The organism is Streptomyces sp. NPDC102514, from assembly GCF_055584525.1.
The window spans coordinates 196,123-211,216 of the sequence record NZ_JBVJLW010000009.1 but is presented as its reverse complement, the minus strand read 5'-3'; the positions used below and the strand labels follow the sequence as shown (position 1 = coordinate 211,216).

Here is a 15,094-nt window from a genome sequence, read left to right as displayed (position 1 = left end):
CCCTCAGCCGCTCCCGGGGTCCTCCTGGATGACGCGGTCGTCGAGATGGGCGCCGAAGTGATCGGACTGGCGGGCCATGATGTCCCGCATCGAGGTGCCACGGGGGACGCCGTAGACCGTGCCCGGGAAGTCCAGTTCCCTCTGTACTTCCCACAGTTCGTCGTGCCGGTCGGGTGAGAAGAGCTGCGCCCGCGGTGCTCCGGCCGCGATCCAGCCGATGGGGACGACCGTGCCGGGCGACAGCACCGAGTTCGCGTGCAGCACGCTGTTGATCCGCAGCTCCGAACCGGCGCCCACGACGGCCCCGGGGAAGATGGAGGCGCCGGTGGCCACGAAGACCTCGTCCTCGATACGGGCGCCGTTGACGTGGGCGTGCGGGCCGATGAGCACCGCGTCACCGATGATCGCGGGGTGCCGGCGGCGGCCCCGTACCAGGGCGTTCTCCATGACGACGACGTCCGCGCCGGTCCGTACCTCGCCGTCCTCCGCCGTCAGTACGGCACCGTGCAGGACGCGGGCGCCCTCACCGAGGACGACGGCGCCGCAGAGGACGGCCGACGGGGCGACGTAGGCGGAGGCCGGGACGACGGGGCGCTGCCCGCGGTGCTCGATCAACATGGGACGACTTTAGGCGCGTTCGCCGTCGGGACCCTGGGCCGGACTCGGACTCTGGCTCTGGCTCGGACTCCCGCTCTGGCTCCGGTCGGGGTCGGCGCCGGGGACCACGGCTGTCGCGGTGATCTCCACGAGCTGGCCCGGATAGCCGAGGCAGGCGACGCCGAGGAGGGTGGAGGCGTGCGGGCCGACGCTGAGCCGGGAGGCCTCCACGACCTCCCAGACCGCGGAGAGCACGGCGGGGTCGGAGCTCACCACGTACACGTCGGTGTACGCGACGTGCTCGAACTCGCTGTCGACCGCGCGCAGCTGCTCACCCAGGTTCGCGATCACCTGCTCGGCCTGGCGTACGGGGTCGCCGGGGCCGACGAGTTCACCGTCCGCGTCGAGGGGCACGGACCCGGCGAGCAGCGCGAGGCGCGTGCCGGCCTCGACCACGGAGGCGTGGGAGTAGGTGGGCGGCGCGAAAAGACTGGGGACGGTGACGCGCTTCAGCACGGTGGACGCCTTTCGGGGCGGGGCGGGGTGGGACAGCGGGCGGCGGACAGGTGGACAGCTGGGCCGATGATGCGGTCTCGGCGCACGGGGCCGCATCCGAATATCTGCCCGGTCTGCGCCCTATGATCCTTTGCGTCTTTGCACCTACGAACGCGGCAGGAACGACCGGCAAGACCAGCGGCAGGAACGACGGGCAAGACCACGGGCAAGACCAAAGGAACCCCCATGACTGTTCCCCCCACCACCCCCACTCCGGTTTCCTCCACTCCTCCCGGCTCCCACCGCGCCGGGTCACGCGTCACGCGGCGCGGGCTGATCGGCGCCGCGGGCGCGGTCGCGGCGGGCGCCGCGCTCACTCCCGCCGTGCTGGCCGGCGCCCCTGCGGAAGCGGCCGCCGCGGACACCGCCGTTCCGGAACCCGGCACGACCTCCGAGTCGTTCCCCAGGACCCGCGCCGAGACGGCCACGGGCGAGGCACCCGTCGAGGCCGCCTTCCCCATCGGCTACGTGGGGGTGCGCTGGACCGGCCCCCGCGAGGCGACCGGCGGCGGCATCCGGCTGACCGACGCCGACGGAGGAAAGGGGGACTGGCAGGCCCTGAGCGACGACGGCTGCTCGGACAGCGACGGTGGCGCACTGCTCATCCCCGTGGACCGGGCGTCGGGTTACGAGCTGAAGGCCCCGGACGGCGCGACGGATCTGCGGTCGACGGCCCTCGACACCACCCGGGGCCCGGCGCGCAAGGTCGCCGTGCCCCGGGACCGCACCCGGCTGCGCGGCGTCGCCTACCTCTCGCGCGCGGCCTGGGGCGCGGACGAGAAGCTCCGCTTCAAGGCGGACGGCACGGAGAACTCGCCGCGGACGTACTACCCGTTCCAGACCCTCACGGTGCACCACACCGCCACGGCCAACGGTGACGCGAACCCGGCCGCGACGGTGCGCGCGATGTACCACCTGCACGCGGTCACCAACGACTGGGGCGACATCGGCTACCACTTCCTCGTCGACGAGAAGGGCGAGATCTACGAAGGCCGCTACTCGGGCGAGGGCGGTACGCCCGCCCATGACGCGAACGGCAAACTCGTGACCGCCTTCCACACCGGCGGCTACAACGCGGGCAACCTCGGCATCGCCCTGATCGGCAACCTGGTGAAGCAGGGCCCGACCGCCGCCGCCCGCGACGCCCTCACCGGCCTGGTCCGGTCCCTGGTCCGCTTCCACGGGGTCGACCCGCAGGCGAAGGTCACGTACACCAACCCGATCAGCGGCGCGAAGAAGGAGGTCGACGAGATCAGCGGCCACCGCGACTGGCTGGCTACTGAGTGCCCGGGGGCGGTGATGTACGGAGAGCTGGCGGCTTTGCGGAAGGCGGCGGCGGCCGGCTGAGTCCGGGGAGGGCGCGTCCCCGGCGGGCGCGCCCCCTCGGTACGGGGTTGCCGTCCGTGCCGCTCCCGCTACCGTGGGTCCCCGGACGTGCGACGAAGGGGGCCCCATGGACGCGGAGTTGGCGGCGCTGGCGGCGGCGGGGGCCACGGCTCTCGTGCAGCAGATGGTGACCGACGGGTGGGGGAACGTACGGGACCGGGTCGTCGCCCTCTGCTCGCGGGGGCGCGACGAGGAGGCGGTCCAGGGGGAGTTGGAGGAGTCGCGCGCGGAGCTGGTCGCGGCGCGGGACGCCGACGACGAGGAGGCGGCGGCCGACGTCCAGGCGTCCTGGCGCGTCAGACTGCGGCGGACCCTCCGCGACGATCCGGCGGCGGCGGCCGAACTACGAGCGATCCTTGATGAGTTGAGCCCGCAGTCCACAACCCCCACGACCCTCAACGTCCACAACACGTTCAGTGGCGGGGTGTCCCACGGTGTCGTGGTGCAGGGAGGCACGTTCGGCGGAGGGCAGACGATCGGGGAGTCCTGGCGCCGTACGTGACGGGTTCGTCGAATAACCCTTCGATCAGGCCCCGTCCGCACTGCTACCGTCACCGACGTGGCGAAACTCAATCAGATCATCGCAGTGGAGAAGGGCGTCAAGTCCAAGTCGCATCAGGACCTGACGGCCGCGCATCACGGGCTGCAGAAGCCCGCCCTGCTGGCCGGCATCTCGCGTACGTACCAGCCCAAGGACGAAGAGGGCGAGCAGTTGCCGCCCGAGTCGACCCGCGTGCAGGTGCAGGCCGAGAACGTGCTGCGGGACACCGCGGCCACGCTGACCCGGCTGTTCGACGTGACCGCCACCAAGGACTGGGCCAACTGCACGGCGCGCGCGGACGTGAAGGTCGACGGACGGGTGCTCGTCGCCGACGTTCCGGTGTCGTACCTGCTCTTCCTTGAGAAGCAGCTCACCGATCTCAACACCTTCGTACGGAAGCTCCCCGTGCTCGACGCCTCCGAGTCGTGGGTCCAGGACCCGTCGACCGACGCGTGGAAGACCGAGCCGGTGCGGACCCTCCGTACGAAGAAGGTCCCGCGGAACCACGTCAAGGCAGAGGCCACCGACAAGCACCCCGCCCAGGTCGAGGTGTACTACGAGGACATCCCCGTCGGGTACTGGACGACCGTGAAGTTCTCCGGCGCCCTGCCCGCGCGGCGCGTCAACGAGCTGCTCGACCGGGTGGAGAAGCTGCAGCAGGCCGTCAAGTTCGCCCGGGAAGAGGCGAACGGCGCCGAGGTCACCGACGAGCGCGTCGGGGACGCCGTGTTCGGCTACCTGTTCGGGTAGCCTCAACAACTCCCCGGCCATCGCCTATGAAGGTCGACGGCCGGGGTGCGCGAGGAGCGCAAGCTGAACCTGAAGCTTGTCGTGACTGCGCGGTTTCAGTGGAGGTTCAAGTCCTCCCCGCGGCACTCTCGCGCCGCGGTAGCCCAATCGGCAGAGGCAGACCGCGCTCAATCTCAGACTATTGCTCCAGACTCAGCATTCGCCGCCGATCGCCGGATCGACCGGACCCAGGCTCCGGGCGTCGAAATGCCGGTTCAAGTCCGGCCCGCACAGCTCGATGTGCGGTGGTCCAAAGGCAGGACGCGGCGACATGAAACTGACCTGGGTCCTCAAGCGTGCCGGCGTGCCGCATGGGTGGCATCACAGGGCTCGGGGGCCGGCTACGCCCCCGGGCCCGCTCCCCTTTCCGGGTCGGCGCACTCGCGCCCGTACCCGAGTTCGTGCCCGTGCCCGTGCTCGCGCTTGAGATTGCACTCGCGCCCGAGATTGCGTTCATAAAGAACCCGGCTTTCGCCGAAATCGTCACACCGTGGAAACGCTCATGTCCGGTTTCGCCGCCGAACGCGATCTACCGTGGAGAACCGGCCCTCCGCAGAGGCCCGCTCCACCGCAGAGAACCGATCCACCGTAAAGAAGCAAGCAAGGACCGCACCCACCGCCCGGCCGACGTCGCCCGAAGGCATGCCACCCGCAACCGCCCTCGTCCCGACAGGAGCCCCGTGCCCGTGCCGCGACCGTTGCTCAACGTCCTCCCCGTCGTCCTCCCGCCCTGGCTCACACACGCGCTGCGCGCGCAGCGGGGGCCCGTGCCGTGGAACGCCGTGCTGCGTGGGGTGCTGGCCGCCGGGCCCCTGCTCGTCGTGGCCGTTCTCGTGGGGCGGGAGCCCCTCGGTGTCATGGCCGCTCTCGGAGCCATGTTCGCCGGGATCAACGACCGGCCGGGGAGCCGGCGCACCGCCGTGCCCCGGATCGGCGTACCCGGGCTGGCCGGAGCCGCCGGGATCGCCGTCGGCACGTACGCCGGTGAGGGCCTCGGCGCCGTCCCGCTGACCCTGACTCTCACGGTGCTCGGGCTGCTCGCCGGGGCCGTCAGCGCGGTGGGGCCCGTGGCGTCCGGGGCCGGAACCCAGCTGCTCGTCGCCGCGGCCATCGGCGCCGGGATGCCGCTGCCCGAACCCGGCTGGCAGCGGGCCCTGTTCTTCCTCGCCGGTACCGGCTGGCTGATCGTGCTGCGGCTCGCGCTGCCCACGCCCGGGGCGCTGGCCAACGACTTCCGCTTCGACGGGGAGCGCGCCGGGGTCGCCGGTGTGTACGACGCGATCGCCGAACTTCTCGCCGCCGTGGGCGGGGAGCAGGCCGGTGGCCGGCGGGCCGCGCTGACTGCCGCGCTCGACCACGCCCAGGACGCGCTCGCGGGGCCACGGCTGCGGAGGTACGCCAGTTCCGCGGCCGAGCGGCGGCTGCGGGCGCAGTACGCCGCCGCGCTGCCGCTCGCCGAGGCCGCGACCGCGCTGGCCTGGGCCGGAGAGGCACTGCCCGCCCGCACGGCCCAGGGGCCGCGGCGGCTCGCCGTCGCCGTGCGGACCGGGGAGCCCTGCGGGCCGCTGCCCGCACCCGCCCGGACCGTCCCCGGACTGCGGGCCCTCGACGACGCCCTGCTGCACGCAGCCGAGACCTTCGACCGCGGCGGCTCGCGCTCCCGGAGGACGAGCGGCAGTCATCCCCTCGGGCTCGGCGCCGAGCGGACCGCCCACAAGGGCCTGCATCTGCGGCCCCTGCGTGCCGGGGCGCTCCTGCGGGCCGTCACCGGAACCGGAGGGCGGGAGTACGGACTGCGCGTGGCCCTCTGCTACGGCGCCGCCGTCGCCGTCGCGCAGGCACTGCACCACGTCCACTGGTACTGGCTGCCCGCGACCGCCGTGTTCCTCGTGAAGCCGGATCTCGGTCCGCTCGTCTCGCGCGTACTGAACCGGGCGGCCGGCACCGTCCTGGGCGCCCTCGTCTTCGCGGGCTTCGCGGCCGTGCTGCCCCGGCCCGAAGGGCTGGTCGCGCTCGTGGCGGTCAGCGGGGCCCTCATCCCCGTCGCCACCCGGCACTTCGCCGCGCAGACGGCCGTCGTCACCGTCCTCGTGCTCGCCCTCGTCATGGTCGGCGGCGAGCCGGAGGCCTCCTGGAGCCGCATCGGCGAGACGCTGCTGGCCTGCGCGATCGTGCTCGTCGTCGGGCATCTCCCGGCGCCGGGACAGCGCGGCGGGAACGTACGGGCCCGGCTGGCGTCCGCCACCGACGCGGCGCACGCCTATCTCACGCATGTCCTGAGCGGCGTCGACGGTGTCGCCGACGGGGGCGCCGACCGCGGGGGCGCCGACCGTGGCGGTGCCGACGACCGGGCCACCCGCTGGGCGCTGCGCCGCGAGGCCTACCGGACGCTGGCGGAGGCCCGCGCGGCGATCGACCGTTCCGCCGCCGAGCTTCCGACCCTGGCCCGGCACACGGCGGGCACCGACGAGGTCGCGGCCACCCTCGAACGTCTCGTGGACACCACCACCGCGTGCGCCGTGCACCTCGACGACACGGGACGGCTCACCCCGCGGTACACCGAGCGTCTTGCCGTGCTTCTCGACGAGCTCGTGGATCGGCGGGAGGATGCCGGGCTGCGCATCGCCTGAGCCCGGAGACGTTGTCTGCGGGTGCGTTGTGGCTGGTCGCGCCCACGCGGCGCAGCCGCAGAATGTCACAGCCCCGCGCCCCTACGAGGTGCTGCCGGGCCGCTCAGGGTGCTGTCCGTGCCCACACCGGCGCGTGGTCCGAACCCGTCGTGTCACGGCGGGTGCCCGGATCGTCGTCGACCGACGGCAGCGGTGTCTCCTGGAGCGGCGCCCCCGTCCCCGCCCCGGTCACCCGGTCGAGGAGCCGGTGGCTGACCAGGATGTGGTCGATCAGTTCGGGGCGCCCGGAGTGGATGCGGGAGAAACGCTGCTTCTCCGGGATGAGGGGAGCGATGTTCCAGAGCCGGACCGCGTCACCCCGGTCGGGCCGGTCGAACCCGGGGGTGCCTATCTCGGAGCCGGGCGGGCCCTGCAGGATCTGTGTCGTCGCGGCGGTGACCTCGTCGTTGAGGTCGCCGAGCACGGCCACGTCCCGCTCCTTGCCCCTGCCGTCCAGGAGGCGGTCGGCGACGGCACGCAGCGTCGTCGCCTCGGCGGCCCGCCGGTACAGGGCGTACGCGCCGTAGCGGGCCCGTTCGCCCTCGTTCCGTGGCTGGAACCGCCCGCCCGGGTACGTCAGCAGCTTCGACTTCAGATGGCAGACCGCCACCGACAGGGTCACGTCCGTGCCCGGAACCACCGCCTCCACCGCCAGGAACCCGCGGCCCGTCCGGGGCACCGGTTCGCCGTCGTCGTCGCCCTGGACGGGCCGCAGCGGCGCGGGGAACTCGTTGGTGTCGATGACCGTCCGCGCCGCCGGCCGGCTGAGGAAGCCGACGCGGATGCCCCGGCCGTCCGGATGCGCCGAGAGCACGATGTGCCAGTCGCCGTCCAGCATCCCGGCCAGGTCCTCCAGCGCGGCCGGGTCGCCGACCTCCTGCACCCCGAGCAGCGTGGGATCGAGTTCCCTGACGACCCCGGCCAGCGTGGTGAGCTTCGCCTTGTACGCGGCCTCGGTGCGCGGGCCGAACGGCCCGCCGGGCCGGTACAGGTTCTCCAGGTTCCAGGTGCCGAGGAGCATGCCGGGCTCCTTCCCGGACGAGCCTCCCCAAGGGCGCCGCCCGTCGAATGGTGAGGCCGAGGGACGGTCCTCGGGCTCAGAGTGCGCGCGAAACCGGCCCCGGGACAGGGCGGGGACAGGATGCGCGGTTCACGTCACCCGGCGGCACGATCCCGCCGTACCGTGGCGTGATGACCTCGCCCGAGCCCACGCCCGACGCGAAGACCGGCCCACCGGATTCCCCGGCCGCCCGCGCACCCGAGGCCGCCGATCTCGTCATCACCGGATGCACCGCCCTCGTCCACGACGAACGCGAACGGATCGGCTTCGTCGAGGACGCCACCATCGTCGTACGCGGCGGCCGTATCGAGACGATCACCAGCGACCCGGCCGACCTCCTCTCAGCCGGCCCCGCCGGCGCCGAGCACCTCGACGCCCGTGGCCAGGTCGCGATGCCCGGCCTGGTCAACTGCCATACGCACACCCCGATGGTGACCCTGCGCGGCATCGCGGAGGACCTGCCCATCGACGAGTGGTTCAACGACATCGTCTGGCCCATCGAGTCCAACCTCCAGGAGCGGGACATCGAGTTGGGGGCGCGGCTGGCCTGCGCCGAGATGATCCGCGGCGGGGTCACCTGCTTCGCGGACCACTACTTCTCGATGGACACCGTCGCCGCCGTGACCGCCGAGAGCGGTCTGCGCGCCAACCTCGGGCAGGCCTTCTTCTCCTCCCAGGGCGCCGAGGGCCGGGAGCGGTCGCTCGACTTCGCCCTGAGGCACCGCGACACCGCCGACGGCCGGATCACCACCTCGCTCGCCCCGCACGCGCCCTACACCGTGGACGACGCCGACCTCGCCGCGACCGCCCGGCTCGCCCGCGAACACGGCCTGCCCGTGCACATCCACGCCGCCGAGAACCGCGACCAGACCGACGCGAGCCTCGCCCGCCACGGCCGTACCCCGGTCGAGATCCTGGCCGGGGCCGGTCTCCTCGACACCGATCTGCTCCTCGCTCACGGCACCGGCATCGTGGAGCGCGACCTCCCCGTCCTCGCCCGCGCGACCGGCCGTATCGGCGTGGCCAGCGCACCCCGCGGCTACCTCAAGTTCGCCTGGCCCACGACCACTCCGGTACGCGCCCTGCGCGAACTGGGCATCCCCGTGGGGCTCGCCACGGACGGGGCCGCCTCCAACAACTCCCTCGACGTATGGGAGTCCATGGCGCTCACCGCGCTGGCGCAGAAGTTCACCGAGGCCGACCCGCGCCGGCTCACGTCCCGTCAGGCGCTGCACCACGCGACGCTGCAGAGCGCCCGGGCGGTCGGGCTCGGCGAGCGGATCGGCAGCCTCGCACCGGGACGCAGGGCCGACATCGTCCTGGTGGACCTGAGCGGCCCGCACACCCAGCCCGTGCACGATCTCGCCGCCACCCTCGTGCACAGCGCCCGCTCCGGTGACGTACGCACGACGATCGTCGACGGGCGGATCCTCATGCGGGACCGGGAACTCCTGACCCTCGATGTCCCGTCGGTGGTACGGGAGATGAACGAACGCATGCCCGCCCTGATCGACCGCGCCCACGGCAGGCGGATCCAGGAGTACGAGACCTGAGACGCACCCCGGCCTCCGCCGGCGGGCCCGGAAAAGAATCTCCCGAAAAGAATGTCCGGCCCACCGATGAGTTCCGGCGCTGCCTCCGGTCCACCCCTGACAAGGCACCGCACCGAAGGAGTAGCGATGACGCTTCCGCGGATCGTGTCGCGCGACCAATGGCAGGCCGCGCGCGAGGAACTGCTGGTCAGGGAGAAGGCCGCGACCCGGGCCCGGGACGCGCTCAACGCCGACCGGCGACGGCTGCCCATGGTCGGGATCGACAAGGAGTACGTCTTCGAGGGTGGCGACGGCAAGGCGACGCTGCTGGACCTCTTCGAAGGGCGGCAGCAACTCGTCGTCCACCACTTCATGTTCGCGCCGGAGTGGGACGCGGGCTGCCGCAGCTGCTCGGCGTTCGTCGACCAGATCGGGCACCTGGCGCATCTGCGGGCGCGGGGCACCGAGTTCGCGCTGATCTCCAGGGCGCCGTACACGAGGATCCTGCCCTTCAAGGCGCGGATGGGATGGACGCTGCCCTGGTACTCGGCGTACGACAACGACTTCACGTACGACTTCCATGCCTCGTTCGAGAGGGGCGCGGGCGACGACGGCCAGGAGCCCTACGAGCGGCCGGGGCTGAGCTGTTTCCTGCGGGAGCGGGAGCGGATCTTCCACACGTACTCGACGTACGCGCGCGGACTCGACGGGCTGGGCTCCACCACGAGTCTCCTGGACCTCACCGCGCTCGGCCGGCAGGAGGAGTGGGAGAAGCCCGAGGGGCGTGCGTCGGCACTGGGGGCGCCCGCGGGCAGCGAGCGCATCCGATATCACGACGAGTACGAGGACTGAGCGCGGTCGCCCGGAAGTTCCCCCATCCGTTGTGACCGTGTGTCGACTACGTCTCAGTAACGTCACTTCGCGAGACCTTCACCCCATGATGAGCGTTTAACTCTTCAAGGGCTCTCACGAGAGCAGCGCTACATGGAGGTACAGGATGTTGAACGGTCGAACGGTGCTGGAGCGCTTTCCGGCCGGTGGGCCGCGTGGTTCCTGGCCCGCGGAGGAGTTCGCGCAGGCGCGCCGCCTTGAGGGGCAGCACGTGGACGTCGTGATGGACCTGTCGACGGACACCTTCCTGGTCGTCGTGCGGGAACTCGTCGAGTAGGCCGGTCGAGCGTGCGCCGCCGGGTCGGCCGCCGGGGGTCTCACCCCGCTTTCGGCGCCGGTACCTGCACCGAGAACTGCCCCGCCTGCAGTCCGTACAGCTCGGCGTAGACGCCCCCCGTGGAGAGGAGCTCGTCCGGAGTGCCGGATTCCACGAGACGGCCCTGGTCGAGGACGTGCACCAGATCGGCATGGCGCACCGACGCCAGCCGGTGCGTGATGAGAATGACCGTCTGACCGGTACCCGCCAGGGCCCGGATCTTCTCGAAGACCTCCAGTTCGGCACGCGCGTCGAGGGCCGCCGTCGGCTCGTCCACGACCAGGATCGCGCCCCGCCGGTACGCCGCCCGCGCGATACCGAGCCGCTGCCACTGGCCGCCCGACAGCTCGTGCCCGCCGCTGAACATCCGGGCCAGCAGTGTGTCGAGGCCCCGCGGCAGATCCGCCACCACGTCCTCCGCGCCCGCCTCCGCGACCGACGTGCCCAGCCGCTCGTCGGTGAGCGGCGCCGAGGCCCTGCCGATCGCGACGTTCACCCGGGCCGTGAACGGCCACCGTTTGAAGTCCTGCGCCACCATCGCGATCCGCTCCGCGAGCTGATGCCGGTCGGCGGTCGCCGCGTCCACGTCGTCCCACAGGATCCGGCCGCGCTGTGGGGCGTACAGGCCGGACAGCAGTTTGACCAGGGTGGTCTTCCCCGAACCGTTCTCACCGACGAGTGCCACGATCTTGCCGAGCGGCACGCTGAGCGTCAGGTCCGACAGCGCGGGCCGGGCCGCGCTGCCCGGATAGGTGAACGTGACGTTCTCGAAGCGGATCTCGCGCGGCCGCTCGGGCAGGAGTGCGCCGCCGACCGGGATCGTGCGCTCGGCCGCCTCCACGTACAGGCGCTGCAGATCTCCGACGAACAGGGCCTCCTCGTGGAGGGTGTTGACCTCCAGGACGAGCGTGTCGAGGTTCGCGGAACCGGTACGGATCGCGATGACCGCCGTACCCGCCACGGACAGCGCCATCGCCCCGGCCAGCAGCAGCCCGCCGAGGGTCGCGTACGTCGCCACGGTGGCGAGGCCGGTCCAGGCGGCCGCGATCAGGCCCGTCCGGGCCTCCAGACGGGCGAGCCGGGCCTGCTCGGCCTCGGCGGCCTCCGACATCGCGCGGAAGTGCCGCAGCAGGAACGGGCCGACACCGTGGACGCGGATCTCCGGCGCGGCGGCGGGCTCGGTGAGCAGATTGCCGATCAGCCGGCCGGCCCGGGCGTGCTGGACCCAGGCGTGCCAGGACGCGTACCGGCGCCGGGCGATGGTCAGCGCGCTCCAGGCGCTCGGCAGCGTCATCGTCATCAGCAGGGGCAGCAGCGCCGGGTGCAGCACGGTGAGGACGCCGGCCGCCGCGATCAGCGAGATCATCGCGTTCACCACGCGCGTGGCGATCCCGATCATGCGCCGGGCGGACGAGGCGCCGTACTGCGCGGTGTCCAGCAGCTTGTGGAACGCCTCGTCCTCGATCGCCGACAGTTCGACCGTCGCCGCCCGCTCCAGGTACAGCTCCGTCGCGACGCGCTCCACCTTCGGTTCGAGGCGGCCGGTCGCGTACGTGGAGGCGCCCCGCAGCAGTGCGGCGAGGAGCGTCACCACGGCGACCGTGACGAGCGCGGGCGCCGCGTCCCGGAGCCGGTCCGCGACCGGGCCGCTCGCCATCAGCCGGCCCAGGACGCTGTTGACCGCCAGCAGACTCACCGCCTGGGCCAGACCGCGGCCCACCTCCGCGACCAGGACGGTCCGCGCGGCCCGGCGGTCCGCCTGCCAGGCCAGCCGGAAACTGGCCGCGAGCAGGGCGGGCAGCCGCGTCACCATGGCACGGAAGTTCAGCTCCATGAACGCGTCGGAGTGCTGCGACCAGCCCATGTCGTAGCGGAGCGGACCGCCGAACAGAAGGCGCTCGGACTCGGAGGGCTCGGGCCCGTCCGCCCCGGTTTTCTCGCTGTCGCGCGTGACCCTTTTCGACGATCCCGCCGACTCGGCAGACCCCACCGATGACCTCCCCGATCGAGGGCGAACGGCCACTATCGCGGGGCCGGGCGCTCCCGGGCAGGGCGCGTGCCCGCTCCCGCACGGCGTATCCGGAGCACGCCCGGCGCTTGCGGCCGCGTGAGGTGCCATCCCCTGGAACGCGTGCTTCCACGCACCGGGGGGTCGGAGGAATGAGCGGGGGACGACCGCGGCGGGCGCACGGTTCGGCCGCGGGCCGGCCGACCGATATACCGGCCCCGAGCACATCGGCTCGTACGGATCAGCCCGTGCGGATCAGGATCAGGCCGTACGGATCACGCGCTGATCGGGCGGGACCAGGCCGGCGGCGTTCCGGTCACCCGGCACAGGGCCAGGTAGAGGGGGATCGGCGGGGTGTACGGCAGCGTGCCGTCCGGCGTGTGGATCAGCCCGGGGAACGTGGGCGAGGCGGGAACGAGAGCTCCCGTGGCGTAGTGCGCGGGCGAGGGCCACTCCAGGGCGACGTCCGAGTCGGAGGGCACGAGCCACCACCAGTGTGTGCTGTCGGCGTACACACAGCCGACGCGCGGCAGCCGGGGCATGAGCAGCGGGCCGAGTCTCGCGGGCATCGCCACCGCGTCGCAGCCCAGCGGGGCCTGCATGCCCTCCGGCACGGCCAGTGGCCGCGAAGCGCCCGGGCCCGACGCCGTCCGGCCGCGCTCGATGCGGACCAGCGTGTTCAGGTTCAGCACCCTTGGCGTACCGGCCGAGGTAGCCCTCACACCCATGCAGCCCCCGCTCGTGTTCCCAATGTCTTCGGTCCCGTCCGGTCGGTCCTGGCTCTTCGGTGTCGCGACGCCCGCATCCGGCGGCCGGGGATGGACGATTCGGGTCAGAACCATTCATTCCCGGCCGGGGGTATGTGCACCCCCGTCGGCGAGGAGCCGGCAGGGGCCGGCCGGCTCCTCGCACTCCAGCCCAGGTCCGACCGCGGCTCGACGCCGTTGTTCGCCGTCCGCGGCAGTTCCGCCCAGACCAGAAGTCCGGGACCGGTTTCCTGGGCGCCCCAGGCAGTGCACATCGCCGCTACGAGGAGCAGTCCCCTCCCATGCTCCTCGTCGGGACGCTGTGGCGACGGGTGGGGCTCACCCGGCGCACATCCCTCGTCACGGACGGCTATCCGGACCAGGTCCGCGCCGTCGTGCAGCTCGCACACCACATGGCGGCTCGCCGTGTGCACGATGGCGTTGGTGACCAGTTCGGAGACGACGAGCTCTGCCGTGTCACAGGTGTCCTCGCAGACCGCCCAGCCCGACAGCCGGGCCCGCGTCAGGTGCCGGGCCTGGGCTGCTGAGCCAGGGTGTGCGGCCAGCTCGAAGCGGAACCGGCGCTCGGCCGCCGTGTCGGGGCGTGCCCCGGCGGTGGCAGTAAGACGGTCTCGGTTCACGGCTGCGGCTGTTCCTAACGGCGCGGACGGAATCACGTTTGCCACTATCTCCCCGTCGTGAACACTTGGCAAGTGTCACTCTGAAAATTGCAGAGTGCAGTGTTCTGAGCGGTATGGCCATGGCACACTGCTCGCAACAGCACGTGGCGCGGCGTCAGTTGGGTACCCGTACGGGGCCCGAACGGGCGCCGCCCCGGCTGTCTGGACAAAAGTGGAGGTGGACGTGAGCGAGCCGCGGTCCGCGCCGACGGTGGGGCAGGTCGTCCTCGGACGGCGTCTGCTGGACCTGCGGGAACGCGCGGGGCTCAAGCGTGAGGAGGCGGCACGCATCCTGCGTGTCACCGCCGCCACCGTCCGCCGTATGGAGATGGCCGAGGTAACCCTCAAGATCCCGTACCTTCAGCTCCTGCTGAAGTCGTACGGCGTCTCCGACGACGAGGCCGACGCGTTCGTCATGCTCGCCGAGGAGGCGAACCAGCCGGGCTGGTGGCAGCGGTTCCACGACATCCTGCCGGGCTGGTTCTCGATGTACGTGAGCCTGGAGGGCGCCGCCGCCCTCATCCGTTCGTACGAACCCCACTTCGTGCCCGGAGTGCTGCAGACCGAGGAGTACGCGCGTGGCGTCATGCGTTCCGGCGCCGTCGGCCAGACCAGACCCGAGGACATCGAGCGGCACGTGGCGCTGCGCATGCAACGCCAGGAGCTGCTGACGCGCGAGGGCGCGCCCCGGTTCTGGGCCGTGATGGACGAGACCGCCCTGCGCCGCCCGGTCGGCGGCCCGGAGGTCATGCGCGGCCAGATCGACAGACTGCTGGAAGCCACGACACTGCCCAATGTGACGCTGCAGGTCGCCCCGTTCTCCTCGGGGCCGCACGCGGGCACGTACGGGCCGTTCGTGCTCTTCCGCTTTGCCATGCCCGAACTGCCGGACATGGTCTACAGCGAGTACTTGACCGGCGCCGTCTACCTGGACGCGCGTACCGAGGTGGCAACCCACCTCGAGGTCATGGACCGCATGGCGGCTCAGGCCGCCACGGCACATCGCACGAAGGAGATCCTGCTGGATCTCCGCAAGGAGCTGTGAATGGATCGCATCAAGTCCCGGATACGCCTCGCGCGGATCTACAACGGCATGCCCGCCAGGGAACTGGGCAGCGAGGGCTGGCACAAGCCGTGGAGCGGTGGGAACGGCGGCAACTGCCTGGAGGCGATGAAGCTCGCCGACGGCCGGATCGCGGTGCGTCAGTCGGCCGACCCGGACGGTCCGGCCCTCATCTACACCCCCGGCGAGATGACCGCGTTCATTCAGGGTGCCAAGGCGGGGGAGGCGGACTTCCTGCTCTCCTGAGGTCGCCGACGAATC

14 protein-coding genes and 1 pseudogene are annotated in these 15,094 nt (G+C 72.0%); 9 read left to right on the top strand and 6 right to left on the bottom strand.

Annotated elements, in window-relative coordinates:
* Positions 1 to 3: 3 nt before the first annotated feature.
* Positions 4 to 618: a gamma carbonic anhydrase family protein gene (locus tag ACZ60E_RS24040; RefSeq protein WP_469442987.1), complete on the bottom strand. Its 615-nt coding sequence runs from the start codon at positions 616 to 618 to the stop codon at positions 4 to 6.
* 99 nt (positions 619 to 717) lie between these two features.
* Positions 718 to 1,113: pseudogene (locus ACZ60E_RS24035) on the bottom strand (RidA family protein); the annotation flags it as partial.
* Between the two features lie 225 nt (positions 1,114 to 1,338).
* Between ACZ60E_RS24035 and ACZ60E_RS24030 the strand changes: the two are divergent.
* From ACZ60E_RS24030 to ACZ60E_RS24015, 4 genes are all read left to right on the top strand, one after another.
* Complete coding sequence (locus ACZ60E_RS24030; protein ID WP_469442986.1) at positions 1,339 to 2,499, top strand: peptidoglycan recognition protein family protein; 1,161 nt, start codon at positions 1,339 to 1,341, stop codon at positions 2,497 to 2,499.
* Between the two features lie 106 nt (positions 2,500 to 2,605).
* A complete protein-coding gene (locus tag ACZ60E_RS24025; protein ID WP_453792742.1) occupies positions 2,606 to 3,040 on the top strand; it encodes a hypothetical protein in 435 nt (144 codons plus the stop codon).
* 57 nt (positions 3,041 to 3,097) lie between these two features.
* Positions 3,098 to 3,829, top strand: a complete 732-nt coding sequence (locus tag ACZ60E_RS24020) for a DUF7873 family protein (RefSeq protein WP_189770126.1) — start codon at positions 3,098 to 3,100, stop codon at positions 3,827 to 3,829.
* Positions 3,830 to 4,554: 725 nt separating this feature from the next.
* The gene (locus ACZ60E_RS24015) at positions 4,555 to 6,498 is read left to right on the top strand and encodes an FUSC family protein (protein WP_469442983.1); all 1,944 of its coding nucleotides are present in this window, start codon (positions 4,555 to 4,557) and stop codon (positions 6,496 to 6,498) included.
* A gap of 103 nt (positions 6,499 to 6,601) precedes the next feature.
* Here the strand turns inward: ACZ60E_RS24015 and ACZ60E_RS24010 are convergent, their stop codons facing one another.
* The gene (locus tag ACZ60E_RS24010) at positions 6,602 to 7,558 is read right to left on the bottom strand and encodes an endonuclease/exonuclease/phosphatase family protein (protein ID WP_469442981.1); all 957 of its coding nucleotides are present in this window, start codon (positions 7,556 to 7,558) and stop codon (positions 6,602 to 6,604) included.
* A 170-nt stretch (positions 7,559 to 7,728) separates the two neighbouring features.
* On the opposite strand from ACZ60E_RS24010, the gene ACZ60E_RS24005 reads away from it, so the two are divergent.
* The 3 genes from ACZ60E_RS24005 to ACZ60E_RS23995 all read left to right on the top strand — a co-directional run bounded on the left by ACZ60E_RS24005 (position 7,729) and on the right by ACZ60E_RS23995 (position 10,297).
* Positions 7,729 to 9,150: an amidohydrolase gene (locus ACZ60E_RS24005; protein WP_469442979.1), complete on the top strand. Its 1,422-nt coding sequence runs from the start codon at positions 7,729 to 7,731 to the stop codon at positions 9,148 to 9,150.
* Between the two features lie 126 nt (positions 9,151 to 9,276).
* The gene (locus ACZ60E_RS24000) at positions 9,277 to 9,981 is read left to right on the top strand and encodes a DUF899 domain-containing protein (protein WP_469442977.1); all 705 of its coding nucleotides are present in this window, start codon (positions 9,277 to 9,279) and stop codon (positions 9,979 to 9,981) included.
* A 145-nt stretch (positions 9,982 to 10,126) separates the two neighbouring features.
* Positions 10,127 to 10,297: a hypothetical protein gene (locus ACZ60E_RS23995; protein ID WP_189770135.1), complete on the top strand. Its 171-nt coding sequence runs from the start codon at positions 10,127 to 10,129 to the stop codon at positions 10,295 to 10,297.
* A gap of 40 nt (positions 10,298 to 10,337) precedes the next feature.
* Here the strand turns inward: ACZ60E_RS23995 and ACZ60E_RS23990 are convergent, their stop codons facing one another.
* From ACZ60E_RS23990 to ACZ60E_RS23980, 3 genes are all read right to left on the bottom strand, one after another.
* On the bottom strand, positions 10,338 to 12,200 hold the full coding sequence (locus tag ACZ60E_RS23990) for an ABC transporter ATP-binding protein (protein ID WP_453792794.1): 1,863 nt from the start codon (positions 12,198 to 12,200) through the stop codon (positions 10,338 to 10,340).
* 419 nt (positions 12,201 to 12,619) lie between these two features.
* Entirely contained in the window at positions 12,620 to 13,072 is a 453-nt protein-coding gene (locus ACZ60E_RS23985) for a hypothetical protein (RefSeq protein WP_210883637.1), read from the bottom strand.
* Between the two features lie 104 nt (positions 13,073 to 13,176).
* On the bottom strand, positions 13,177 to 13,776 hold the full coding sequence (locus tag ACZ60E_RS23980) for an ATP-binding protein (protein WP_469442974.1): 600 nt from the start codon (positions 13,774 to 13,776) through the stop codon (positions 13,177 to 13,179).
* 178 nt (positions 13,777 to 13,954) lie between these two features.
* On the opposite strand from ACZ60E_RS23980, the gene ACZ60E_RS23975 reads away from it, so the two are divergent.
* Positions 13,955 to 14,815 carry a helix-turn-helix domain-containing protein gene (locus ACZ60E_RS23975; RefSeq protein ID WP_384809651.1) on the top strand — a complete coding sequence of 287 codons (861 nt, stop codon included), beginning with the start codon at positions 13,955 to 13,957 and terminating at the stop codon, positions 14,813 to 14,815.
* Positions 14,816 to 15,079, top strand: coding sequence for a DUF397 domain-containing protein (locus ACZ60E_RS23970; protein WP_107017598.1), 264 nt, complete (start codon positions 14,816 to 14,818; stop codon positions 15,077 to 15,079).
* Positions 15,080 to 15,094 lie beyond the last annotated feature (15 nt).

What these genes read in the sequence shown, in the direction of transcription:
- ACZ60E_RS24005 (WP_469442979.1), top strand. Translation starts at nt 7,729, where the DNA reads ATGACCTCGCCCGAGCCCACGCCCGACGCGAAGACCGGCCCACCGGAT.
- ACZ60E_RS23985 (WP_210883637.1), bottom strand. Translation starts at nt 13,072, where the DNA reads ATGGGTGTGAGGGCTACCTCGGCCGGTACGCCAAGGGTGCTGAACCTG.
- ACZ60E_RS24010 (WP_469442981.1), bottom strand. Translation starts at nt 7,558, where the DNA reads ATGCTCCTCGGCACCTGGAACCTGGAGAACCTGTACCGGCCCGGCGGG.
- ACZ60E_RS23995 (WP_189770135.1), top strand. Translation starts at nt 10,127, where the DNA reads ATGTTGAACGGTCGAACGGTGCTGGAGCGCTTTCCGGCCGGTGGGCCG.
- ACZ60E_RS24030 (WP_469442986.1), top strand. Translation starts at nt 1,339, where the DNA reads ATGACTGTTCCCCCCACCACCCCCACTCCGGTTTCCTCCACTCCTCCC.
- ACZ60E_RS23970 (WP_107017598.1), top strand. Translation starts at nt 14,816, where the DNA reads ATGGATCGCATCAAGTCCCGGATACGCCTCGCGCGGATCTACAACGGC.
- ACZ60E_RS23990 (WP_453792794.1), bottom strand. Translation starts at nt 12,200, where the DNA reads ATGGGCTGGTCGCAGCACTCCGACGCGTTCATGGAGCTGAACTTCCGT.
- ACZ60E_RS24040 (WP_469442987.1), bottom strand. Translation starts at nt 618, where the DNA reads ATGTTGATCGAGCACCGCGGGCAGCGCCCCGTCGTCCCGGCCTCCGCC.
- ACZ60E_RS24025 (WP_453792742.1), top strand. Translation starts at nt 2,606, where the DNA reads ATGGACGCGGAGTTGGCGGCGCTGGCGGCGGCGGGGGCCACGGCTCTC.
- ACZ60E_RS24000 (WP_469442977.1), top strand. Translation starts at nt 9,277, where the DNA reads ATGACGCTTCCGCGGATCGTGTCGCGCGACCAATGGCAGGCCGCGCGC.